Source organism: Herbidospora yilanensis, assembly GCF_001570565.1.
Taxonomy (GTDB): domain Bacteria; phylum Actinomycetota; class Actinomycetes; order Streptosporangiales; family Streptosporangiaceae; genus Herbidospora; species Herbidospora yilanensis.
In genome coordinates, this window is the sequence record NZ_BBXE01000033.1 from 91,609 (window position 1) to 115,253 (window position 23,645).

The window sequence follows — 23,645 nt, forward strand, 5'->3', positions numbered from 1 at the left end:
CTCATTCCCCCATACCAGCGTCTCTAGCTCGGGCAACGGCCGCCGCGCGGTCGGTCACGCCGAGTTTCGTGAAGATGTTGGAGACGTGATTCCTGACGGTTTTCTCGCTCAGTACGAGCTTTCTGGCGATGGCGTGGTTCGTCAGCCCGCGCGCGAGGAGGGCGAGCACCTCCGATTCGCGTTCGGTCAATTCCGGGAACGGCCTTGACCTTTTCGATGGGTTCGAAAGCGCGGCCAGCACGCGTGTTCCGGCCCCGTGGCCGAACACGACCTGCCCGGCGGCGACCGCGGCGACCGAACGGGCGATCTCCTCGGGGGTGGCCTCCTTCAACAGGTAACCGCGCGCGCCGGCCCGGACCATGTCGTGGATGGTGGCGTCGTCGCCGAGCATCGTCAGGGCGAGCACCGCCACGCCGGGCAGCTCCGCCACGATGACGCGGGTCGCCTCGACCCCGCTCATCCCGGGCAGGTGCAGGTCCATCAGCACGACGTCGGGCCGGGTCTCGCGGGCTAACTCGACCGCGCGTTCGCCCGTCGCGGCGTGCCCGGCGACCTCCACGCCGTCGAGGTCGCCGAGCAGGGCGACCAGGCCGTCGGCGAACATCGGGTGGTCTTCGACGACGAGGACCTTCATGGCTCCTCCCATGGCTCCTCCAGGGGCAGGACGACGCGGACGGACGTGCCGCCGCCGGGCTCGGTGACCAGGTCGAACGTGCCGCCGAGGTCGGTGGCGCGGCGGCGCATCGACGACAGTCCGACCCCGGGCCGCAGCGGCTCGGGCAGCCCGGAGCCGTCGTCGTCGACCCGGAGTCGCAAGCCACCTTCGCAGACGTCCAGGTCGATGGCGCAGCATGACGCGCCCGAATGGCGGGCGGCGTTGTTCAGCGCCTCCGCCGCGATCCGGTAGACGGCCAGTTCGACGGGCGCGGGCAGCACGGGCGGCGTGCTCCCGGCCCGCACGACCACCGCCAGGCCGCCGGCGAAGTTGCCGGCCAGTTCCTCCAGCGCGCCGGTCAGCCCGAGGTCGTCGAGGGGCGGCGGGCGCAGGTCGTTGACGATCGCCCGGACGTTCACCACGGTCGCCCTGATCTGGGTCGCCAGCCCGGCCAGCAGTTCCGCCGCCTCCGGGGCCTGGCGGCGGGCCCGGTCGGCCTGGAACGCCAGCGCGGCCAGGGTGGGGCCGACGCCGTCGTGGAGTTCGTGCATGAGGCGGGCGCGCTCCTCCTCGCGGGCCGCCAGCAGCCGCCGGTGCGACCGTTCGAGGTCGGCGGCCAGGCGGTGGGCCCGCACGGTCACCGCGATGTGCGGGGCGAGCTCGGTCAGCACCGTCCGGTCGCGGCGGCGCAGCGGCTCGCCGACGACGAGCGTGCCGGTCTCCGCGCCCCGGTGCCGCAGCGGGACACGTTCGAGGGGGCCGCCGGGCTCGCCCCACGCCGCGACGACCTCCCCGGCCTCCTCGACGGCGACGTACCGGACGCGCAGTGCCCGCCCGAGCGACTCGGTGACCTGTTCGAGCAGCTCGGAGGGGTGCCCGGCGCCCGCGAGCCGGTCACCGAGCCGGCGCAGCGCGGCCACCGGGTCGTCGCGCTCGCCGAAGACCACCTGGTTGGCCCGCCGGTGGATCCTCGTGTACGCCGGATGCGCCAGCACCGCCGCCGCGGCCAGGGCCAGCGGCGAGAGGTTGCCGAGCAGGAGGGCGCCGGCGGCGTACACGACGACGAGCGTCACGACGAGGGCGGCGACGGTGAGAGTGCGGGCGAGCAGCAGGTCGATGTCCCACAGCCGGTGCCGCAGCACCGCGACGGCGAGCGCCACCGGCAGCGGGACGGGCGCCAGCACGATCAGCGCGGGGCTGTCCAGCACGGGCGGCGCGGCCGCCGCGACGACCGCGAGCGTGAGCAGACCACCCGCCAGCACCCACTGCACCTGCCGCCTGACCTCTCCCGACGCGCGGCGGTAGCGCCAGGCGAGCGACCCGATCGCGGCCACGGCGGCGGCCAGCCCGAGGATCTGCCCGGCCGCCTGGAGGGGCGGCGCGAGTTGCTGGAACGGCGGCACCACCCCGGTGTAGCCGGGCGGGAACAGGTGCGGCACGTCGACGTCCTCGGCCGGGGTCAGCGCCCAGCCGGCCGAGCCGGTGACCATCGCCGCCACGGCCAGCGCCGCCACCGGCCACCAGCGGCGCGACGGCAGCCGCCCGTCGGGCAGGAACAGCGGGAACAACGTCGGCACGGCCAGGTAGGGCGGCACCCACAACCAGTCGGACACCCACATGAGCTCGTCGTCGAACGGCAACGGCCGGTCGTTGATCCCGACCAGCCCGTAGGCCCCGGCGGCCAGCGAGAACCCCTGCGCGAACCCGACCGCCAGCAGCAACCACCCGACCCGCAACTCCGGCCTGCGGGTGACCACGAACGCCCCCGGCACCCCGAACGCGACCGCCGCGACCGCCCGGAACGCGTCGAACCGCTCGACGAACCCCGCCACCCCCAGCTCCCGCAGCCTGGGTTCGACGGCGAGCGCCCCCGCGACGAACAGGAGGATCACCCCGGCGACCGCGAACCCGGAATCGCCGAGAATCCGGCTGTTCATGCGGTTCATTCGGCTTATCGTCGCATTCAGGACGTCCCGGCGTCATGGGACGAGAAGTCCCGGGTCAGACGTGATCAGGAGCTCATGCGCCCGCCGCGCGGCACGCCTCAGGCTGGGCCCATGACCACCAGACCCCTCTCCGGCAGATCACCGGCCCCCTCGTTCGGGCAGGGGGCATGACGTCGTCCTCCGAGAAGCTCACCCCCTTCGCCGTGGCGGGGGCGGTGAGTGCGTTCGGGTGGTTCGGCCTGGGAGCCGAGTCGATCGCCCGGCCCGAGCCGGCGGACTTCCGCGACGCCCTGGTCCTAGTGCCGTGGACACTGCTGACGGTGACGCTGCTGGGGGTGCACCTGGCGCAGCGCCACCGGACGGGGCGCGCCGGGATCGCCGGGCTCGCCCTGATCGTGACGGGGGCGGCGGTCGCGATCACCGGGAACGTGGGGCTGGTGCTCGGCACCGAGACGCTGACGTTCCTGTCGTTTCCGGTCGGCCCGCTGGTGTTCTGCGCCGGGCTGGCGGTGTTCGGCGTCGCCACCTGGCGGGCGGGGGTCTTCCCCCGGTGGACGGCGGCGCTGATCGCGACGAGCCAGGTCATGACGACGGCGGCGGGGGTGACGCTGTCGGTTTGGGCGCCGCTGAACGCGCACGGGAGTTACTCGGGCGTGTTGTGGCACGGGGTGACCATGCTCGCCGTGGCCGTGCGCCTGAGGCGGGTGCGGCCGGCCACGTCATGAGATGTCCGAACGAATTGCCTTTCACTAAATAATGCACGACGTAACGATCAGGCCCTCCGTTCGCGAAGATCTGGGATAGAACCAGCGCAGTCACCCCAACCAGAGGAGCGATCTTGGAGCAGGCGTCGCTTGAAGCTCTACTCCCCTACGGCGGCGGATTGCTGGCCCTGTTCGTTCTGTTGTGGGTGGTGGACAAGTTCACCGGCGGCATCGTCGAGGAACTGGGAAAACAGCTTCTCGGACGTTTCCAGTCCAACCGTCAGCAAGACGTTCTGAAGCCCAAGGCGCTGAGGGCCTACACCGCGGCCGTGCACAAGAATCACAGCAGCCACACGTTGGGATTTCGTCGCGACGATGCCCCGATCATGGTGGAGAAGGTGTATGTGCCGGCCCGCTACGAAGCCGACGGAGTCACGGCAAATGGCAGTTCACCCCGAGACAACTCGAGAGCGCTCTGGCCGACGGGCGGCTGCGTCTCTATTTCGACGGCCTCGACGAAATCCTGCAGGCCCACTACAACGCGGCGCTCTCGGATATCAAGAACCTGGCCAGGCAGCATCACAACTGCCCGATCTTCGTCACCTGCAGAGACGAGGTGTACGACGGCGAGCTGGCGGCCGAGTTCGGGCCCCCCATAGCCGTGGTCGAACTCGACGACGAGGCGCTGCGGCTGCTCTTGCGGCATCTCCTCGAAAGCGACCTGAGCGTCGAGGCGCTCTTCAGATCCCTGCAGGGCAACCGGCCCGTCCTGACGCTCGCCCGCAGCCCGATGCTACTGACCATGATCGCCTATCTCTATGTCGAAGGAGTGTTCGGTGGGCGAGGAGAGCTCATGCCTCGTTCCCGTTGGGAGTTCTACGAACAGGCGATCGCCTACCTGCTCCGCCGCGACGAGGCCAGAGGGCTCGGCGAGATCACCCGGCACGGTCCCGCGGTCAAGCTCGCGATCCTGCGAAAAGTCGCGCTGTTGCTGATGGACCGGCACTCCTCCGACGATTCGAATGACCGCCGCGTGATAACCCATCTGGAGCTTCTCCGAGTGATCCGGAGCGAGGGCGAACACTTCAACCTCGACTCCGGCCAGGCCGACGACCTGATTCGCGAGATCGTGGAGCGGAGTCGCCTCCTCATCCGCCTGGAGGGGAAGAACGACACCTACGGATTCCGGCACCTGACGCTGCAGGAGTATCTCGTCGCGCTGGAACTGCGTACGGACTGGCATGGGCTGCTCGGTCGCTATTCTCGCCATCCGGAGGTTTGGCACGAAGTGGTCCGGCTGTGGTGCGGACTCTCTTCGGACGACTCCACCCCCCTTCTCCGGAGAATCTACGAACTCGACGGCGGAGACGGAAAACTGCTGATCCTTCGCTGCCTGGCCGAGGCCACTCGCATCGACAGCGTGTTCTCCGGCGAGGTGATCGACCACTATGTCGGCAGGCTGGAGTCGAACACCAAGCTTTCCGAACCGACCATCCGCGCGCTCGGCGCTCTGGGAAGCGCCAGTGGGCCGCGTGGCGACCGTCTGATGAACCACCTGCTGGCGGCGGCGTCGAGAAATCCGTCCGCGGTCAGAAGGAATTCCATGTCGAGGCGCCAGACGTTCAGGGTGCTCGCCGCCACGGGTCGTGCCGACGCGGTCGACGCTCTGATCAGCCTGACCCCGACGGAATCGGCCGCCCGGGCCGAACTGAGGTCAATGGGGGATCTGGCGATTCCGGCCCTGGCCAGAGCGGCTCGCGACGGCAGCGTGTGGGCGATCGACGACATCGGCCGGATCGGAACGCCAGCCGCGGCCGAGGCCCTGGTCCCGTTGCTCACAGCCGGTCCTGGCACGCCGGAATCCACCTGCGCGCCCGCCGCCTGGTGGATGGCGGCGCTGCTGAACAGCGACGACGTCCTGGCCACGTTGAACAGGGACCAGAAGAACAAGGAAGTGATCTCCGGTGATCGCATCGACTGGATCACGGAGCCCTTCGACGGCGAATGGTCGCCTCACCTGAGATCGATCATCGGCCGGACGGCCTGGCTCATCAGAGAGAACCTCGACGGGGGCGTGCCGGACACATTGCCTCCCCTGAGCCCGCTGATAGTTCTTCCATTGCACGTGGAATTGCAGCCGAAGGTCACGACGCGACTGTTCACCGTCGATTCCGAACTGAAGGAACTGACCCGGAAAATCGCCGCCGAAGATCCGGCCCTACCGTCTCTGCCCCACATCATCGCCTCGGCTTCGGACGTCTACAGGCTGATCGACGACATCGGTCTGGCCGCCAAAGCCGGGTCGATCGAGAGCAGCACGGCCCAGCTCGCCGACACGCTCACCACAGAAGTACTCCGGAGGGCGTTCCGCGATTCACGACCCACGCGATATGACCAACTGCTGAGCACGCTGGACTCCCCGGTCAGGTGGGGTCTCGTGGCCGGCCTCGGGATCAGGGAATGCCGCCGCGACGACTGGGAGAACCTCGCGCAGCCCGCGCCGAGGCCGCGTTTCCTCGGCATGCTCACCAAAACCGTCTGGACGGGAATCGGACTGGTCCTTTCGGTTTCGGGCGGAGTTCAGCTGATCAACACGGTCAGAGGGGTGGACGCCTGGGGACCCTCCTGGCTGGCGATTATTGCGGTCATCGCCGTCGCGGCAGCCGTCATATCATTGCCCGTCGGCCTGGCGATGGAGCCGGAAACCATCGAGAGCGACACGGCCTGGGGAATCTTCGCACTCTCCGTGATACCCGGCGCACCGATATTGGCCGGCAACGGTTTCGCGGCCACGCAGGGTTTCCTGCGTCAGCATGTCGGCCCCTGGAACTGGGCGATCATAATAGCCGTGCTCATCGCCGCCAGCTGGCTCTTCGGCGTTTACATGGCACGGGTGGAGCGATTCGAGAATCCATTCCGGAACCTGTTGTACAAATACGCGCCGCAGTTGCTCCCCACCCGGAACGCCGGTTGACGGCCGTCCCGCGGGTTCGCCCGGCCCCGGAACCGGGCGAACCTGCCACACAGGGTGATTACACGTAGACGCCGAACTCCCAGAGCGAATAGCCCCACGGCGTGCCGCGTTGGGTCATCTCCACCCGCACGTACCGGGCGGTCGCCGTCAGGTTCAGGCTGTCGAAGCCGCCGTCGCCCGACGTCGTCGCGTAGGACTCGGTCCACGTCGTCCCGTTGGTGCTGGTCAGGACGCGGTAGGACTTGCCGTAGGCGCCCTCCCAGGCGAGTTGCACGTGCTTCACCGCCTGGTTGGAGCCCAGGTCGACCTGGATCCACTGCGGGTCGGCCCACTCGCTGGCCCAGCGGGAGGTGTAGCTGCCGTCGGTGGCCCGGGCGGCGTTGAAGGGGCCGCCGTCGCCGGTCGCCTGGAAGGTCGAGGCCGTCGTGGTCTTGCCGGCCGCCACGTTGACGCCGGGGGCGACGGGCGGCACGACGCGGAACGACTTCGTCTCGATGCCGACGTTGCCGTGGCCGTCGTAGGCGTACACGTACACCTTCCAGACGCCCATGGCCTGCGGCGCGGTCACGGAGAAGCGGCCCGGCGAGGTCTCGGTGAACCTCACGTGGTCGAAGCCGCGGTTCCCGTTGACGTGCTTGTTGGAGAACATCAGGTTGTAGCGGATCAGGTCGCCGTTCGGGTCGGTGGTGCCGGTCTCCACGACGAACTGCGAGCCCGCGGGGACGGCCGTCTGGTTCTGGACCGTCATGGAGTTGATCTCCGGCGGGGTGTTGGCCGAGGCCGTGCCCGTGTACGCCCGCTTCAGCGAGTGGTAGCCGTGCCGTCGCCAGCCGCCCGTGAGGGTGTTGAGCCACACGCCGCCGAAGTCGTTCTCCAGGCCGTAGTGGAACTGGGTGGCGCCCAGCGCCACGCCGGTGTGGTTGTGGATGGCGTTGTAGCTGGCGGTGTACATGTCGCGCTTCTGCAGGTCGGTCGGCTCGGTCGGCACCCCGTTGACGTCGTCGGGGACCTCCCACTCGCCGTCGGGCCCGGCCTCGGTGACGATGTAGGGCTTGGTGTAGCCGCCGTTGATCCAGTCGGTGCGGACCGTGTGGATCGCGCCGTAGGAGTTGACCGCCAGCAGGTCGAGGGCCGGCGAGTGAGCCCGGTAGTAGGTCCAGGCGAAGGTGTAGGCGTCGGTCGAGGTCACCGGGTGGTTCGGGTCGGCCGCCTTGATGGCGACCGCGACCTCGTTGACGAACTGGGCGTAGGCGACGCGCCGGGCCTCGACCGTCGCGGCCGGCAGGCCGTGGTCCTGCATCGTCAGGATGACCTCGTTGCCGACGTCCCACATCAGCACGCCCTGGCGGCCCTTCAGCGTGTTGACCCGGGCCACGATCTCGGCCTTCACGGCGGTCTTGTACGCCGTGTCGTTCACGTAGTCGGCGCCCTGGTTCAGCCAGTGGCCGACGATCACCTTGATGCCGTGCTGGGCGGCCTTGTCGAGCAGCGCCGGGGTGGCGTCGTCGACGCCCCAGATGCGGATCGTGTTGACGCCCATGTTCTTCAGGTCGCGCAGGTAGCCGTCGCCGGCGCTCTGCGGCGGGCCGTACGTGAGGCCCTTGACCTCCCAGGGCTGGCCGTTCACCTGGAGCTGCCAGTTGCCCTGGGTGCCCGTCACCCGCACGACCGACGGCCCGGCCGGAGTCGGGGGGTCGGTCATCGCGGCCGGGGTGGCGCCGGTCTGGCGGGCGACCTGCACCCAGTCGACGCTCAGCACGCCCCCCGGCGTGGTCGCGGCCGTCGGGGTGGTCTGACCGGCCAGCGCGTTCGGCAGCGAGCCGCCGATGGCCAGGTCGAAGCGCAGGTAGAAGCCATGGTGGATGGCCGCCTGCCAGGCCGCCACGCCGACCTGGGACTCCCTGACGACCCAGGTCTGCCGGCCGTCGAGGTAGAAGCGGATCTCCTCGTCGGTCTTGGTGCGGTCGATGACCTGCGTGTACTCGTGGTAGCCGGTCTGGCAGCCGGTGCACGACGCGAAACCGCTGGTCCTTCCGTCGTACTCGTTGCAGACGCCGCCGGGCGCGGTGCCGCAGTGGAGGGTCTGGGCGAGCTGGTTGCGGCCGTTGACGTTGGTCATGATGTCGGTCTCGCCGACGCCGGGCCAGTTGGTGTAGTCGCCTCGGTAGGCGGCTCCCGTGGCGCGGAAGCCGGGCCAGTAGCCGAGGGCGTTGGCGACGTCGGGCTGCTTGAGGCGGGCGCTGAACCGGAGCATCTGGCCGGGCTGGGGGGCGAAGTCGGTGCGCTGGGTCTCGACGCGGCCGGAGGTCCAGTTGCCGGCGCCGTCCCGCAGCGCCTTGATCTCCAGGAAGCCCTGGCCGTTCAGCGACACGTTGGCGGTGGAGGCGCTCATGGTCTCGACCTCGCCGGTGCCCCAGTTGGCGGCGCCGCCGGGATAGGAGGTGCCGGTGCGCAGCAGCCAGTTCGCGGCGCTCGGGGAGGTGCCGGCGCCGCCGGTGAAGTCGTCACGCCAGACCTCGGTCCAGTCTCCCGGCTGCTCCGGTTCCTGAGTGCCTCCGTCGCCCGAGTAGACCGCCATCTCCCACAGGCTGTAGCCCCAGCCCGAGTTGCGGGCGGTGCCGTGCATGCGGATGTAGCGGCCGGTCCCGCTCACGTCGATCGTCTGGGTGCCGCCGGCGCCCGTCGTGGTGCTGTGCAGGTCGGTCCAGGTCGTGCCATTGAGGCTCGATTGGATCTTGTACGCGGTCGCGTACGCCCCCTCCCAGGTCAGCACCACCTTGCAGACCGGCAGGGCCGAGCCCAGGTCGACCTGCACCCACTGCGGGTCGCTGTAGGCGCTGGACCACCGGGTGGTCGCCGAGCCGTCGAAGGCGGCGCTCGCCGGGGTGCCGGCGTTCTCGACGCTGGAGGCCGTCGCGGTCTTCCCCTGGGCGACGTTGGCGGTCCCGCACGTGCCTCCGGGGTCGCCGGTGCCGCCGCCCGGCCCGAAGACCTGGAACTCCCAGAGGGAGTAGCCGTAGCCGGTGCCGCGCTGGGTGCCGTAGAGGCGGACGTAGCGCCCCGAGCCGGTGACGTTCAGCGTCTGGACGCCGCCCGTGCCGGTCGTGGTGGTGTAGACGTCGGTCCAGGTCGTGCCGTCGGTGCTGGTCTGGATGGCGAAGGAGCGGCCGTAGGCGGCCTCCCAGTGCAGGACGACCTGGCTGATCTGCCGGGTGGAGCCGAGGTCGGCCTGGACCCACTGCGGGTCGCTGAAGTTGGAGGCCCAGCGGGTGGTGAGGTCGCCGTCGAAGGCGGCGGCCGGGACGAAGGCCCCGCCTTCGGAGGAGGAGGCGGTCGCGGGTTTGCCCTGCGAGATCGGCGGGTCGGCGGCCGCCGCCGGTGACGGGACGGCCAGCCCGGACGCGACGAGCGCGGCCAGGGTGGCGATGAACAGGCCTAAGCGGGACACGGCCGCTCCTTGGGGGGTGAAGGGCTTCGCGGTTGGAGAGCGCTCTCCAAATCAAGAGACTCGCGCGGGCGGCTGACAGGTGTCAAGGCCCCAATCCCGCGCGGGGAAACACCACCGAAACACCGGGGATGGCCGGAAGCAGGCATCGACGCAGGTGGAGAGCGCTCTCCATGCGGCCGGCCCGCTGACCGAAACACCCGCTTTGACCTGCAGTAAGACCCGATCTGACTTCGGGCAGGCCGGCGCCGGATTGTCAAGGGCGGGCGCCGAATCGGGGCTGAAACTGCAGGCCGTTACCGCGATGTCATGAAACGTAATGAAATTTCGTCGTTTCCTTGACCCTGCCGAAAACGCGTCCATAGCCTCACAGAAGGGCGTAGTGGGAGCGCTCCCAAATCAGTCGGCGGGGGCGCGGATTCGTGCTGTCCGCGTGAGCGGGACGCGGACGGCCGCAGGCCGGTCGTGGCCCGGGCTGCGAATCGGCCCCGACGAGGGGCCTCGACGAATCCGGAGCATCTGTTGACCAGTCTCTCCCCGGCCAAACAGGCACTTCTCGCCCGCCGGCTCCAGCGCCGGACCGTCTCGGAGACCATCGCGCCGCGTTCTCCCGAGATCGTCCCGCCGCTGTCGCACGCGCAGGAGCGCCTGTGGTTCCTGGAGCACTACCGGGCGGGGACGACGGCGTACACGGTCCCCTACACGACCCGCCTCACCGGCGCCCTCGACGCGACGGCCTTCGCGGCGGCGGTGACGGAGGTGTCGCGCCGGCACGAGAGCCTGCGCATGCGCTTCCTCGCCTCGGACGACGGGCTGCCCGAGGTGGTCGTCGACGCCGAGCCCGCCACCGAGTTCTCCCTCGTGGAGGCCGCCTCCGAGGAGGCCGCCCAGGAGCTGATCACCGCCACGCTGGCCCGGCCCTTCGACCTGGCGGCCGGGGGGCTGCTCCGCGTCCTGCTGGTCCGCCTGGCCCCGGACGACCACGTCCTCCTGATGGCCGCCCACCACGCGGTCACCGACGGCTGGTCGGCCGAGATCCTGCTGCGCGAGCTGCTGACCCTGCACGGGGGCGACGCCCTCGACCCGCTGCCGATCCAGTACGGCGACTACGCCCTGTGGGAGCGCACCCGCGACCACACCCGCGACCTCGCCTACTGGCGCGACCGGCTGACCGGGGTGCCGCCGCTGGAGCTGCCGCTCGACTTCCCCCGCCCGGCCGAGCAGACCACCTCTGGCCGGGGCCACCGCTTCCGCGTCGACCCCGATCTCCTGGCCCGGTTCGCCGACCAGGGGGTGACGCCCTACATGCTCATGCTGGGCGCGCTGCAGCTCACCCTCGGCAGGTGGTCGGGGCAGCACGACTTCGCCGTCGGCTCGCCGGTCAGCGGACGCCCGCTGCCCGAGCTGGAACCCCTCGCCGGCATGTTCGTCAACACGCTCGCGATGCGGGCCGACCTGTCGGGCGACCCGTCCTTCGGGGAGTTCCTGCTCCGCGTCCGCGACTCCTGCCTGGACGCCTACGCCCACCAGGAGCTGCCGTTCGACAAGCTGGTCGGCGAACTGAAGGTGGAGCGCGACGTCAGCCGGTCGGCGGTGTTCCAGGTGCTGCTCGCGCTGCAGAACTACGGGCCCCGGGACGACCACGGGCTGACGGTCTCGGCGTTCCATCCCGAGGTGACGGTCAGCCGCTTCGACCTGGCCTTCTACCTGTGGGGCGGCGACGGCCTGGTCATCTACAACCCCGACCTGTTCCGGCCCGAGACCGTCACCCGGCTGACCGAGTCGCTGACGACCGTCCTGCGCGCCGCGCCCGAGACCCCGTTGTCGCAGGTGGCGTGGGTTCCCGACGCCGACGAGGTGCTGGCCCTGGGGGTCGCGGCCCCGGCCCGGCCGCTGCCCGCCCGGTTGCTGCACGAGCTGCCGCCCGTCACCGACGCCCCGGCCGTGGTGTTCGGGGGCGAGGTGGTGACGTACCGGGAACTGGACCGGCGCGCCAACCACCTGGCCCACCGGCTGCGGTCGTCCGGGGTGCGCCCCGGCGACCGCGTGGCCGTCTGCCTGGAGCAGTCGGCCGGGGTGGCCGCGGCCCTGCTGGGCGTCCTCAAGGCGGGCGCGGCCTACGTCCCCCTCGACCCGGAGCAGCCGGACGACCGGCTGGCCTACCTGATCGGCGACTCCGGGGCGCGGGTGTCGGTCACCGGACGCCCGCTGCCCGGCGGGACCGTCGAACTCGGCCTGGACGCGGGCGAGGCGGCCGGCCCGCCCGACACCGGGGTGACGCCCGGCGACCTGGCCTACGTGATCTACACCTCCGGGACGACCGGCCGGCCCAAGGGGGTGGCGGTGCGGCACCGGGAGGTGCTGACCTACCTGTCCGGCGTGCGGGAGCGGTTCGGGATCGAGGACGGGAAGGTGTTCGCCCTCCCCCAGTCGCTCGCCTTCGACTTCGGGGTGACGATCTTCTACCTGTCGCTGATGACCGGCGGCACCCTGCACCTGATCCCGCCGAAGTCGACCGACCCGTGGCCGGTCCGCCCCGACTACCTGAAGATGACCCCCTCCCACCTGGCGGCCCTCGACGTCGAGCTCCCGAAGGAGCTGCTCATCCTGGGCGGCGAGGCCTCGACCGTCGGCTGGGCCTCCGAGCTGGCCGGGCACTGCCGGGTGGTCAACCACTACGGCCCGACCGAGGCGACCGTCGGCGTGACCACCTTCGAGGTCGAGCCCGGTCAGACCGGCCAGGCCACGCTGCCCATCGGACGGCCGCTGCCGGGGGCGCGGGTCTACGTGCTGGACGAGCACCTGCGGCCCGTCCCGGCCGGGGTGACGGGCGAGATCTACCTGGGCGGCGACCGGCTCGCCCGCGGCTACCTCGGCAAGCCCGCCCTCACCGCCGAGAAGTTCCTCCCCGACCCCTACGGGCCGCCGGGCTCCCGCGTCTACCGGACCGGCGACCTGGGCCGCTGGACCCACGACGGGGTGCTGCAGTTCCTCGGCCGCCGCGACCTCCAGGTCAAGATCCGGGGCTACCGGGTCGAGCTGAGCGAGGTCGAGACGGTGCTCGCCGAACATCCCGCCGTCGCGCAGGCGGTGGTGGAGCTGCGCGACCAGCGGCTGGTCGCCTACCTGGTCGGCGACGAGATCCCGGCCGTCGACGTGCGGGCCTGGGCCAGGGACCGGCTGCCCGACTACATGGTCCCGGCCCGGTGGGTGTGGCTCGACGTCCTGCCGCTCAAGGCGCACGGCAAGGTCGACCGCGCGGCCCTGCCGTCGGCCGACGAGCCGGTCCTGACCGGCCTGGTCGCGCCCGCGACGGAGGCCGAGGAGACCATCGCCGCGATCTGGGCGGCGGTATTGGGGCTGGAACGGGTCGGGGTGACCGACGACTTCTTCGACCTGGGCGGCCACTCCTTGCTCGCGATGCAGGTGGTGGCCCGCATGCGCAAGGCCGGTCACCCGGTGACGCTGATGCGGCTGTTCACCCACCCGACCGTGCGTGAGCTGGCCCGGGAGGAGAGCGGCTCCGGCGGCCTGCTCCACCGGCTGACCCCCGAGCGCCCGGTGACCGCCTCCCTCGTCTGCGCCCCCTACGGCGGCGGCAGCGCGGTCATCTACAAGCCGCTGGCCGACGCGATGCCCGGCGACTGGGCGCTGCACTCGATCGCCGTCCCCGGCAACGAACTCGGCGAGGAGCCGCGCCCGGCCGAGGAGGTCGCCGAGCAGGTCACCGCCGAGATCCTCGCCACCGTCGAGGGCCGCGTCGTCCTGTACGGCCACTGCGGCGCGGGCACCACCCTCGTCGCGGCCGTCGCCCGCCGGCTCGAAGCGGCCGGGCGGCCGGCCGAGGCCGTCTACCTGGGCGGCGTGTTCCCCTTCACCCGGCCCCGGGGCCTGTTCGCCCGGGTGGGCGAGTGGCTGGAGGACCACGGCAGCGACCAGTCCCGCATCAACGGCCTGGTGGCCTCGGGCCTGGACGTGGCCGAGTTCGACCAGGCCGAACTCGAACTCATCGTCCGCAACCGGCGGCGCGGCACCCGGGAGGCGGAGCGGTACTTCGCCCGCCTCTTCGAGGAGGGCGCGGAACCGCTGTCGGCCCCGGTGATCGCGGTGGCCGGGGAACGCGACCCGGTCATGGAGTTCTACCAGGAGCGCTACCGCGAGTGGCACTGCCTGTCCCGGGTGACGGCCTGTGTGGTCCTGGACGAGGCGGCGCACTACTTCGTGAAATACCGGGCCGAGGAACTGGCCACGATCGTGACCACCGTCCACGGCGAGCTGGCGGAAGACGCGTCCGGTGACGTGCTGCCCGCGAAGGGGACCGGCACGTGGTGGGTCGAGGGCGTCTCCCGGACGGACAGCCCCGTCCCGGACGCCGGGCTGCCCAGATCGGCCGGGCCCGCGCCGAGCATGCGGCGCTTCCTCGTGCTCGCCGCGGGTCAGCTCGTCTCGATGACCGGGTCGGCGCTGACCGAGTTCGCCATCCCGCTCTGGATCTACCTGGAGACCGGCTCGCTGGCCAACTTCGCGCTGTTCTCGGTGCTGGGCCTGGTGCCGGGGCTGCTCGCCGCCCCGCTCGCGGGGGCCGTGGTCGACCGGTTCAACCGGCGGGCGGTGCTGCTGTGCGCCGACTTCGCGGCCGGGGGGACCCAGCTCGGGCTGGGCATCCTCGTCTGGACCGGAACGATACAGATCTGGCATGTCTACCCGCTGCTCGTGACGCTCTCGGTCGCGCTCACCTTCCAGCGGGTCGCCTACGCCTCGGCCATCCCCCAGCTCGTGCCGAAGCGGTACCTCGGTCACGCCAACGGCGTCGTCGGGATGGCCACCGGGGTCGCCCAGCTCGTGGTCCCGCTGGTCGCGGCGGGGCTGCTCGCGGTGGTCGGGCTGGGCGGGATCCTGGTCATCGACGTGGTCAGCTACGTGGTGGCGATCGCCGTGCTGGCCGCGATCAGGTTCCCGCGCAGCCTGCCGTGGAAGCGGCGGGAGACCGTGCTGAAAGAGATGGCCGAGGGGTTCCGCTACACCTGGGGGCATCTGGGCATCCGGCGCATGCTGCTGTTCTTCGCGGTCGTGAACCTGTTCATGTCGCCGCTGTTCCTGCTGGTCTCGCCGCTGGTGCTGAGCTTCGGCGACACCGCCGACGTGGGGCGGGTGGCGTTCTTCGGCGGGCTCGGGGTGTTCCTGGGCGGGCTCGCGATGACCTTCTGGGGCGGCCCGCGCCGGCTCCGGCTGCGCGGCCAGTTGCTCGCCACGCTCTCGCTGGCGGCGTTCGCGCTGGTCGTCGGGGTGCGTGAGGACTTGGTCGTGATCGCGGCCGGCGCCTTCGGCATGTTCGCCTCGCTGACCGTGCTGAACGGCATCTACAACACGATCATCCAGGTCAAGGTTCCCCAGCGGTTCCACGGCCGGGTCTTCGCGCTGAACCAGCTTGTGGCCTTTTCGACACTCCCTATCGGCTATGGGCTCATCGCCCCTTACGGAACGGCGCTGTTCGAGCCGTTGATGGCCGCGGACGGCCCCCTGAGCAGTACGGTCGGCATGATCATCGCAACCGGGGAAGGGCGTGGGATCGCTCTCATGTACGTCCTGTTCGCCCTGGTCATGGCGGCCACGGTCGCCATCGGGACACGGATGCGGCGGTTGTGGAATTTCGATCTGGAGGTTCCGGACGCCATCCCCGACGATGTCATCGGGTTCGCAGCAGTTGGTGCGAAAAAGCTCAGCACGGAGGAAAAGTGAACGTAGAGCGGGTCATGCGGCTCTGGAGCGAGATCCTCGGGGTTCCGGTCACGTCCCCGGACGTGGACTTCTTCGACCTCGGCGGTCAGTCGCTGGCGATGGTGCAGTTCTTAGCCCGGGTGGAGAGCGAGTTCGGCGTGGTGTTGCCGATCGAGGTGCTGTTCGCGGGCGACCTGACCGCGTCCGGGGCGGCACGGGCCATCCAGGAGATCCTCGACGAGGAGGGCGAGGACGTCGACGCGCTGCTCGCCGAGGTCGACGCCCTGCCCACGGGCGAGATCAGGGCGCTTCTGGGAGACCGCACGTGGCGCGAGTGATCATGTCCACGCACGGCAGCCATGGTGACGTGCTGCCGTTCGTGGCCCTCGGCCGGGCGCTGCGCGACCGCGGCCACGAGGTCGAGCTGCTCACCCACGGGCCCTTCCGGGACCTGGCGGAGCGGGCCGGCCTGGAGTTCACGGCGATCGACACGCGCGAGGCGTACGAGGCGAACCTGGCGGACACTCCCCCGCTGCTGGGCGCCGGCCTCGGGCGGTGGCGCGACTACTACGAGGCCAACGGGCTGTTCGAGCAGATCGTGTTCGAGATCCGGCACACGATGGAACGATACGTTCCGGGCGAGACCATCTTGGTGGGGCGGCACACCACGGCCATCTCCACCCTGTTCGCCGCCGAGGCGCTCGACGCCCCGGCCGCCTGGGTCGCGGTGACGCCGATCCAGTACATGTCCGAGCGCGGCATCGCGCACACCTACGCCCAGACGATGGCCGACCGCCTCGACGCCGTCCGCGCGGGCGTCGGGCTGCCGCCGGTGAAGGACTGGGCGGCCTGGTTCGCGTCGGCCCACCTCGACGTGGCGCTCTGGCCCTCGTGGTTCGACCGGGCGGGCACTCCCTCGCCCAAGCGGGTGCGCCTGACCGGCGCGCCGCTCGGCGACTCCGACGGCGACCACGAGCTCCCGCCGGAGGCCGCGGAACTGCTCGACCAGGACGCCGTGCTGGTCACCGGCGGGACCGGGCGGATGCTGCACCAGCGGTTCTACGAGGTCGCCGTCGAGGCCTGCCGGGCGGTCGGGCGGCCCGCGCTGCTGGCCGTGCGGCACCGCGACCTGGTGCCCGCGACGCTGCCCGACGGGATGCGCTGGTTTCCCGGCCTGCCGTTCGACCGGGTCGTCCCGAGGGTGGGGGCGATCCTGCACCACGGCGGGATCGGCACCCTGATCAGGGCGGCCACCTCGGGCACCCCGCAGGTCGTCCTGGCCCACGGGTTCGACCGGGCCGAGAACGGCGCCCGGGTCGCGGCGGCCGGGCTCGGGTCGTGGTTGCCCGAGCAGCGGTGGTCGCCCGAGGAGGCGGCCGCGCTGCTGAAGGCCGCGCTGACCGGGCCGCGTGTCCGGGTGCCCGCCGACGGCGGGCTCGGCGCGGCGGCCGAGGCGATCGAAGGGCTGGCCGGAACCCCGGCCCCCTATTCGGCCAGACATCTACTCACCCGGGAGGAGCGCCTGGCGCTCGCCCGCCGACTGCGCTCAGGAGAGACGGCATGACCCCGGCCCAGTTACGCGCCTGGTTCCTCCAGCAGTTCGACCCGGAGGACGCCGCCTTCAACCTGCACCGGGTCCGGCTGCTGACCGGGCCGCTCGACCCCGCCGCGCTCGAACGGGCGGTGACGGCGGTGGCCCGGCGGCACGAGACGCTCCGCACCCGCTTCCCCGCCGTCGACGGGCGGCCGGTGCTGGTCGTCGAACCGGCCGCGCCGGTCGAGGTGGAGTGGCTGCGCGCGTCGTCGGCCGAGGAGGCGGAGTCGCTCGTCGCCGAGCGGACCAACCGGCCCTTCGACCTGGTCGCCGACCTGCCCTTCCGGGTGTCGGTGGTCGGGCTCGGGCCCGAGAGCCACGTGCTGGTGCTGGTGACCCACCACATCATCGCCGACGGCTGGTCGCTGGACGTCCTCATGGACGACCTGGCGGTCTTCTACGGCGGCGGCGAACCCGGCCCGCTCCAGGTCACCGCCCGCGAGCACGCCGCGCAGACGCCGGAGGTCGACCCGAAGGAGCTGGACTACTGGCGGGAGCGCCTGGCGAACCCGCCGACCCTGGAGCTGCCCGCCGACCGGCCCCGCCCGGCCGAACGGCTCGGGCACGGCGACGAGATCGCGTTCCGGATCCCGGCGTCGCTGGTCTCCCGGCTCTCCGAGGTGGCCCGTTCCTCGCGCTGCACGCTGTTCGCGCTGCTGCTGGCGGCCTACCAGGTGCTGCTGTCGCGGCACTCCGGCCAGGACGACGTGACGGTCGGCGTCCCCGACGGCGGCCGGGACACCGAGGAGGCGCACGCGCTGGTGGCGGGCCTGTCGGGGATGCTGGTGCTGCGCGGCGACCTGTCCGGCGACCCGCCGTTCCAGAAGTTCCTGCGCGGCACGATGGCCTCCCTGCTGGGGGCGTTGTCGCGGCGGCGGGTGCCGTTCGAGCGGCTCGTCGAGGAGCTCGACATCGGCCGCGACCTCAGCGTCACGCCGTTCTACCAGACCACGTTCACCCTGCACCCGGGCGAGCTGGAGCGCGAGCAGCACTTCTCCGGGCTGACGGCGACCCCCTTCCCGCACGGGTGGAAGTGGGTGCGCTGCGACGTCGCGGTCGACGTCTTCTGGGCCGGCGACGACAGCGGGGACCTGGTGACCGTGGTCCGCTACGACACCGACCTGTTCGACGAGCCGACCGTCACCGCCCTGTTCGAACGGTTCCGGGTGCTGCTGCGCGGCATCGCCGACGACCCGGCGCTGCCGCTCTCGCGGTTGCCCCTCATGACCGGCGACGAGCGGGCGAAGCTCGTCACCACGTGGAACGCCACCACGCGGCCCGTCCCCGCGCCGCTGCCCCGGCTGTTCGCCGAGCAGGTGGCCCGCACCCCCGACGCGATCGCCTTCTCCGACGGCGAGCACGTGCTGACCTACGCCGAACTCGACCGGGCCGCCGCCCGGATCGCCGGGCGGCTCGGCGACCGGCGCGGGTCGGTCGTCGCGGTGTGCGTCGACCGGTCGGTGCGGGTGCTGCCCGCGCTGCTGGGCGTGATGCGGTCGGGGGCGGCGTACCTGCCGATCGATCCCGACAACCCGCCGGCCCGCATCCAGTACATGCTGGAGGACTCCGGCGCGGTGCTGGTGCTGGCCGACGAGGGGCCCGCCGACCGGCTGCCGCCGGGCGTGGAGGTCGTCACGGTCTCCGAGGCCCTGGCGGCCGACCCGTCCGGCGGGTTCCCGCCGGGGCCGGACGACCACGCGTACACGCTCTACACCTCGGGCTCCACCGGGCGGCCCAAGGGCGTGGTGATCCGGCACTCGGCGCTGGCGAACTTCCTGGCCGGGATGGCCGACCTGCTCGGGTCGGACCCCGGGCAGGTCTGGCTGGTGTTGTCGTCGGTGTCGTTCGACATCTCGGCGCTGGAGCTCTACCTGCCGCTCGTCGGCGGGGGCCGGGCCGTCATCGCCGAGCGGGACGTCGCGGTCGACGGCGCGGCGCAGATCAAGCTGATCGAGGACGCCGGGATCACCCACATCCAGTCGACGCCGTCGGGCTGGCGGGTGCTGATCGAGGCCGGGTTCTGCGCCCCGGCGATCACCGGGCTGGTCGGCGGCGAGGCGCTGCCCGAGGAGTTGTCGCGCGAGCTGCGGCCGAGGCTCGGCCGCCTGGTCAACGTCTACGGCCCCACCGAGACCACCATCTGGTCGACGACCTGGGAGGTGCCCGCCGGCGGCGGGGAGCCCCGGATCGGGCGGCCGATCGCGAACACCACGTGCTACGTCGCCGACCGCGCGGGCGGCGTCGCGCCGACGTTCGTCGCCGGTGAGCTGCTGATCGGCGGGGCCGGGGTGGCCGACGGCTACCACGGCCGCCCGGAGCTGACCGCCGAGCGGTTCGTCGAGTTCGAGGGCGAGCGGGTCTACCGGACCGGCGACCGGGCCCGGTGGGGCTTCGACGGGAACCTGGAGTTCCTCGGCCGGATGGACAACCAGGTCAAGGTCCGGGGTTTCCGGGTGGAGCCCGGCGAGGTCGAGGCGGCGATCCTCACCTGTCCGGGGGTCGACCAGGCGGCGGTGACCGCGCGGGGCGACATCCTCGTCGGCTACGTCGTCGGCGACGCCGACCTCGGTGACCTGCGCGACCACCTGGAGAGGATCCTTCCGGCGTACATGATGCCGGCGCTCTGGACCCGCCTGGCCGCGATGCCGATGACGATCAGCGGCAAGGTCGACCGCAAGGCGCTGCCCGATCCGGTCGCCGAGAGCGGGGCCGAGTTCGTCGAGCCCCGCACCGACGCCGAACGCCTGGTGGCCGACATCTGGCAGGAGGTCCTCGGCCTCGACCGGGTCGGCGCGCTCGACGACTTCTTCGCCGTCGGCGGCCACTCCCTGATCGCGGTACGGGTGGCGGCCCGCATCCGCGCGATCATCGACCTCGACGTGCCGATCAGGTACCTGTTCCTCCGCCGGACGGTCGAGGAGCTGGCCAGGACCATCGAGGACCTGCTGGCCGAGGAGCTCGACGCCCTCACCGACGAGGAGGCGGCCCGGCTGGTGGATTGACAGGGCCGGTCCCGGATCCCTTCAATGGAGAGCGCTCTCCAAACCCACTCAGACGCGGGGGGATCTGTGGACTTCGTCCGGCTGTTGTCCGGGTCGTCGGTATGGCGGACCGCTTCGGAACCTCTCCTGGGGCTGCCCGAACTCGTCATGTCCGACGGCCCGGTCGGGGTGCGCGGCCCCGGCTGGGACGAGCGGCGCACCTCGCTCGTCCTGCCCTCCCCGACCGCCCTGGCGGCGACCTGGGACGTCGGTCTCGTCGGCGAGCTCGGCGCCCTCCTGGGCTCCGAGGCCCGCCGCAAGGGCGTCGACGTCCTGCTGGCCCCCAACCTCAACCTGCACCGTTCCCCGCTCGGGGGCCGCCACTTCGAGTGCTTCTCCGAAGACCCCCTGCTCACCGGGCTTATCGGGGCCGCCTACATCGCCGGCGTCCAGTCGCGCGGGGTGGCGGCGACGGCCAAGCACTACGTGGGCAACGAGGCCGAGACCGAACGCATGACCTACGACTCGCTCATCGCCGCCCGCGTGCTGCGGGAGGTCTACCTCGCGCCGTTCGAGGCGGCGGTGGCGGCGGGGGTGTGGGTGGTGATGTCGGCCTACAACCGGGTCAACGGGGCCTCGATGGCGGAGAATCCGCTGCTGCGCGACCCGCTGAAGACCGAGTGGGGCTTCGACGGGGTGGTGGTCTCCGACTGGGGCGGCGTGCGCTCGACGGTCGCCTCGGCCCTGTCGGGCCAGGACCTCGCGATGCCGGGGCCGAACGACTTCTGGGGCGACCCGTTACGCGCGGCCGTCCGGGACGGAACGGTCCCCGAGGCGGTCGTCCACGACAAGATCGCCCGGCTGAGGTTGCTGGCCGACCGGGTCCGCGTCCTGCCTGAGGCGGCGACCGGGCCGACGCCGCACGCCGAATGCGACGCGCCCCTCCAGACGACCTCGCCCGACCGTCCGCACCCCGGTCGTGAAGCTCCCCGCGCAGTTCCGAAGACGCTGGCCGAGCGGGTGCAGCTCACCCGGAACGGTGGGCTCGCGCCGGAGACGGCCGGATCGGAGCAGGCCGCCGGCGGGCACGCGGGCGACCCCGCCGAACTCGCGCTGCTGCGGCGGGCGGTGGCCGACTCGTGCGTGCTGCTGAAGAACGACGGCGGGGTGTTGCCGCTGGCCACACCCCGGATCGTGGTCATCGGGGCGCACGCGGCGCGGACCAGGATCCAGGGCGGCGGGAGCGGAGGCGTCTACCCCTCGGGTGTCGTCTCCATCCTCGACGGGCTGCGGGAGGTCGCGCCCGGACTGGTCCACGTGCCGGGGGTCGACGTCCAGGCCGGGCCGACGCCCGTCGACCGGGCGTGGGTGCGGATGCTCGGCGGCGACGGCGAGGAGCTGTTCGCCGAGGACCGGCGGACCGGCTGGTTGCCCGAGCCGTCGGTGGTCGAGGGCACCACGACCGTCGAGGTCAGCTCCTTCCTGCGCCCGGAGGTCTCCGGGCACTGGCGGCTCTCCATCGCCGGCTGGGGACGCCTCACCCTGAGCGTCGACGGTCAGCGGGTGCTCGACACCCATGTGCCCTGCGACAGCGACGATCCCGCCACCGTCCACCTCAAACCGCCGTTCCGGCACGCCGTCGTCTGGCTCGAAGAGGGCGTCGAGGTGCTCGTCACGGGCACCCGGGCCATCGAGCCCCATACCGGCCGGGCCTGCGTGCTGGCCGCCGACCCGCCCCGGCCCGACGACGACGCCGCGATCCAGGCCGCCGTCGACGCGGCGCGGAACGCCGACGTCGCGGTCGTCGTGGTCGGCACCACCGAGGAGATCGAGAGCGAGGCGCACGACCGGGCCGACCTCGCGCTCCCCGGCCGCCAGGACGACCTCGTCAAGGCCGTCGCGGCCGCCGCGAGGACGGTCGTCGTGGTCAACTCGGGCGGGCCGGTCGCGCTGCCCTGGCGCGACGAGGTCGACGCGCTGCTGCTCTGCTGGTTCCCGGGGCAGCAGGGCGGGCACGGCGTCGCCGACGTCCTGTCCGGACGCCGGGAACCCGGCGGCAGGCTGCCCACGACCTGGAGCGACGTCCCGCTCCTCCCGGCCGCGCCGGTGCACGGGCAGGTGATCTACGCCGAGGGGCCGAACGTCGGCCATCGCGGCTGGCTGACCGCCGACAGGTCGCCTGGCTACTGGTTCGGCCACGGCCTCGGTTACACGACGTGGTCCTACGAGAGCCTCACGCCGGTCGGCGACGGGGTCCGGGTCAGGGTCAGGAACACCGGCGAGCGGCCGGGGCGGGAGGTCGTGCAGGTCTACCTGTGCAAACCGGGGTCGGGCCGGCCGCCGCGCTGGCTGGCCGGGTTCGCCGTCGTGCGCGCCGATCCGGGCGAGGCGGTCGAGGTGGTCGTCGGGTTGCCCCGGAGGGCCTTCCAGCACTGGGAGGCGGGCGGGTGGCGTACCGAGGATGGGGAGTTCGTCGTGCACGCCGGACGCTCGGTGGTCGATCTGCGCCTTAAATGCGTTGCGTCCCCATCGCCGTGACCACTATCAATGGTGGCCGGAAGAAAGGAGGGATCGATATGCGTGGCATCATCACGCCCGATTCCTCCCGACAGGGCGAGGAGTGATCGGGCGACCTCTCACGAAGGAAGCCCATGTTGGAAATCCGGCCCCTGAAGGGCCGTCACGAACTCGACCTGTTCCGCCGTTTCCCGTCGTCGCTGAACGCCGAACTGGAGGCCGACCTCGACGCCGGCCGCCGCCGCCTCGACTGGTCGTGGCTCGCGCTCCGCGACGGCGAGCCGGTCGCCCGCGTCGCCTGGTGGTGCCGCGACGGCGACGAAGACCCGCTGGTCATGGACGTCTTCGACCTCGACACCCCGGAGGCCGGCCGGGCGCTGCTCGACGCCGCGATGCGCCACGTCGTCACGGGCACCCCGCCGCCGTTCCTGCGGTTCGTCCCGCCCGACTGGCGTGACCACGACACGACCTGGCTCGACGTCCTCCAGGAGGCGGGCGCGAAACCGCTGGTGGAGCGCCTGCGCCTCGAATGGCGCCCCGGCACGCCCATCGCGCCCACCACGCTGGAGTTCCGCGAGCCGGCCGGCCGCGACGAACTGGTCGGCCTGATGACCGAGGTGGTCGAGGGCAGCCTCGACGCCCACACCCGGGCCGAACTGGCCCAGATGACCCCCCGCGAACAGGCCGAGAGCCAGTACGAGCAGGAACTGGCCCTCTACCGGTCGCCCCGCGAGTGGTGGCGGATCGGGATCGTCGACGGCGAGCCCGCGGGCTTCGTCATCCCGGCCAGGAACGCCTACAACGCGATCATCGCCTACATCGGCGTCGTCCCGGCCCACCGGGGGAAGGGGCTCGTCGGCGAACTCCTCGCCGAGGGCACCCGGATCCTGGCGGGAAACGACGTTCCCAGGATCCGCGCCAGCACCGACGTCACCAACGTGCCGATGGCCCGCGCCTTCGCCCGCGCGGGCTACGTCACCATCGAGCACCAGGTCGACCTGGTCTGGGAGCAACCTGTGTGAACTGCGTGTTTCCAACACGGTATTGACAAGGTGAGATGACACGGCCCACTCTCCTTTGGAGAGCGCTCTCCATCACCCCCCTTCTTGCC

At 71.6% G+C, this 23,645-nt stretch carries 11 protein-coding genes; 8 read left to right on the forward strand and 3 right to left on the reverse strand.

Annotation, left to right across the window (positions count from 1 at the left end; genetic code table 11):
* Position 1: 1 nt before the first annotated feature.
* Together AW273_RS26375 and AW273_RS26380 are read right to left on the reverse strand one after the other, a co-directional pair.
* On the reverse strand, positions 2–634 hold the full coding sequence (locus AW273_RS26375) for a response regulator transcription factor (RefSeq protein WP_062353519.1): 633 nt from the start codon (positions 632–634) through the stop codon (positions 2–4).
* Entirely contained in the window at positions 631–2,592 is a 1,962-nt protein-coding gene (locus tag AW273_RS26380) for a sensor histidine kinase (protein ID WP_157556160.1), read from the reverse strand. Before AW273_RS26380 ends, AW273_RS26375 begins: the two co-directional genes overlap by 4 nt.
* Positions 2,593–2,768: 176 nt before the next feature.
* Here AW273_RS26380 and AW273_RS26385 point away from each other — a divergent pair, with 176 nt between their 5' ends.
* Positions 2,769–3,326 (forward strand): hypothetical protein, encoded by a 558-nt coding sequence (locus AW273_RS26385; RefSeq protein ID WP_062353526.1) that lies wholly within the window; start codon positions 2,769–2,771, stop codon positions 3,324–3,326.
* A gap of 595 nt (positions 3,327–3,921) precedes the next feature.
* A complete protein-coding gene (locus AW273_RS26395) occupies positions 3,922–6,279 on the forward strand; it encodes an NACHT domain-containing protein (RefSeq protein WP_062353532.1) in 2,358 nt (785 codons plus the stop codon).
* Positions 6,280–6,337: 58 nt separating this feature from the next.
* On the opposite strand, the gene AW273_RS26400 is transcribed toward AW273_RS26395, so the two are convergent.
* Positions 6,338–9,727: a discoidin domain-containing protein gene (locus tag AW273_RS26400; protein WP_062353536.1), complete on the reverse strand. Its 3,390-nt coding sequence runs from the start codon at positions 9,725–9,727 to the stop codon at positions 6,338–6,340.
* Between the two features lie 519 nt (positions 9,728–10,246).
* Between AW273_RS26400 and AW273_RS26405 the strand changes: the two genes are divergently transcribed.
* The 6 genes from AW273_RS26405 (at position 10,247) to AW273_RS26430 (ending at position 23,556) form a co-directional block, all read left to right on the forward strand.
* Positions 10,247–15,463, forward strand: a complete 5,217-nt coding sequence (locus AW273_RS26405) for a non-ribosomal peptide synthetase/MFS transporter (protein WP_232327601.1) — start codon at positions 10,247–10,249, stop codon at positions 15,461–15,463.
* The gene (locus AW273_RS26410; RefSeq protein WP_157556162.1) at positions 15,460–15,780 is read left to right on the forward strand and encodes an acyl carrier protein; all 321 of its coding nucleotides are present in this window, start codon (positions 15,460–15,462) and stop codon (positions 15,778–15,780) included. The genes AW273_RS26405 and AW273_RS26410 overlap by 4 nt, the downstream gene beginning before the upstream one ends.
* Positions 15,768–17,006 carry a glycosyltransferase gene (locus AW273_RS26415; RefSeq protein ID WP_157556164.1) on the forward strand — a complete coding sequence of 413 codons (1,239 nt, stop codon included), beginning with the start codon at positions 15,768–15,770 and terminating at the stop codon, positions 17,004–17,006. Before AW273_RS26410 ends, AW273_RS26415 begins: the two co-directional genes overlap by 13 nt.
* Positions 17,003–20,038 carry a non-ribosomal peptide synthetase gene (locus AW273_RS26420; protein ID WP_062353545.1) on the forward strand — a complete coding sequence of 1,012 codons (3,036 nt, stop codon included), beginning with the start codon at positions 17,003–17,005 and terminating at the stop codon, positions 20,036–20,038. The genes AW273_RS26415 and AW273_RS26420 overlap by 4 nt, the downstream gene beginning before the upstream one ends.
* A gap of 66 nt (positions 20,039–20,104) precedes the next feature.
* The gene (locus AW273_RS26425; protein WP_232327602.1) at positions 20,105–22,555 is read left to right on the forward strand and encodes a glycoside hydrolase family 3 C-terminal domain-containing protein; all 2,451 of its coding nucleotides are present in this window, start codon (positions 20,105–20,107) and stop codon (positions 22,553–22,555) included.
* Positions 22,556–22,668: 113 nt separating this feature from the next.
* Entirely contained in the window at positions 22,669–23,556 is an 888-nt protein-coding gene (locus AW273_RS26430; protein WP_062353552.1) for a GNAT family N-acetyltransferase, read from the forward strand.
* Positions 23,557–23,645: the final 89 nt, after the last annotated feature.

Bases quoted from the DNA above. Each gene is read 5' to 3' on its own strand.
- AW273_RS26375 (WP_062353519.1), bottom strand. From the start codon at position 634: ATGAAGGTCCTCGTCGTCGAAGACCACCCGATGTTCGCCGACGGCCTG.
- AW273_RS26380 (WP_157556160.1), bottom strand. From the start codon at position 2,592: ATGAACAGCCGGATTCTCGGCGATTCCGGGTTCGCGGTCGCCGGGGTG.
- AW273_RS26385 (WP_062353526.1), top strand. From the start codon at position 2,769: ATGACGTCGTCCTCCGAGAAGCTCACCCCCTTCGCCGTGGCGGGGGCG.
- AW273_RS26420 (WP_062353545.1), top strand. From the start codon at position 17,003: ATGACCCCGGCCCAGTTACGCGCCTGGTTCCTCCAGCAGTTCGACCCG.
- AW273_RS26430 (WP_062353552.1), top strand. From the start codon at position 22,669: ATGTTGGAAATCCGGCCCCTGAAGGGCCGTCACGAACTCGACCTGTTC.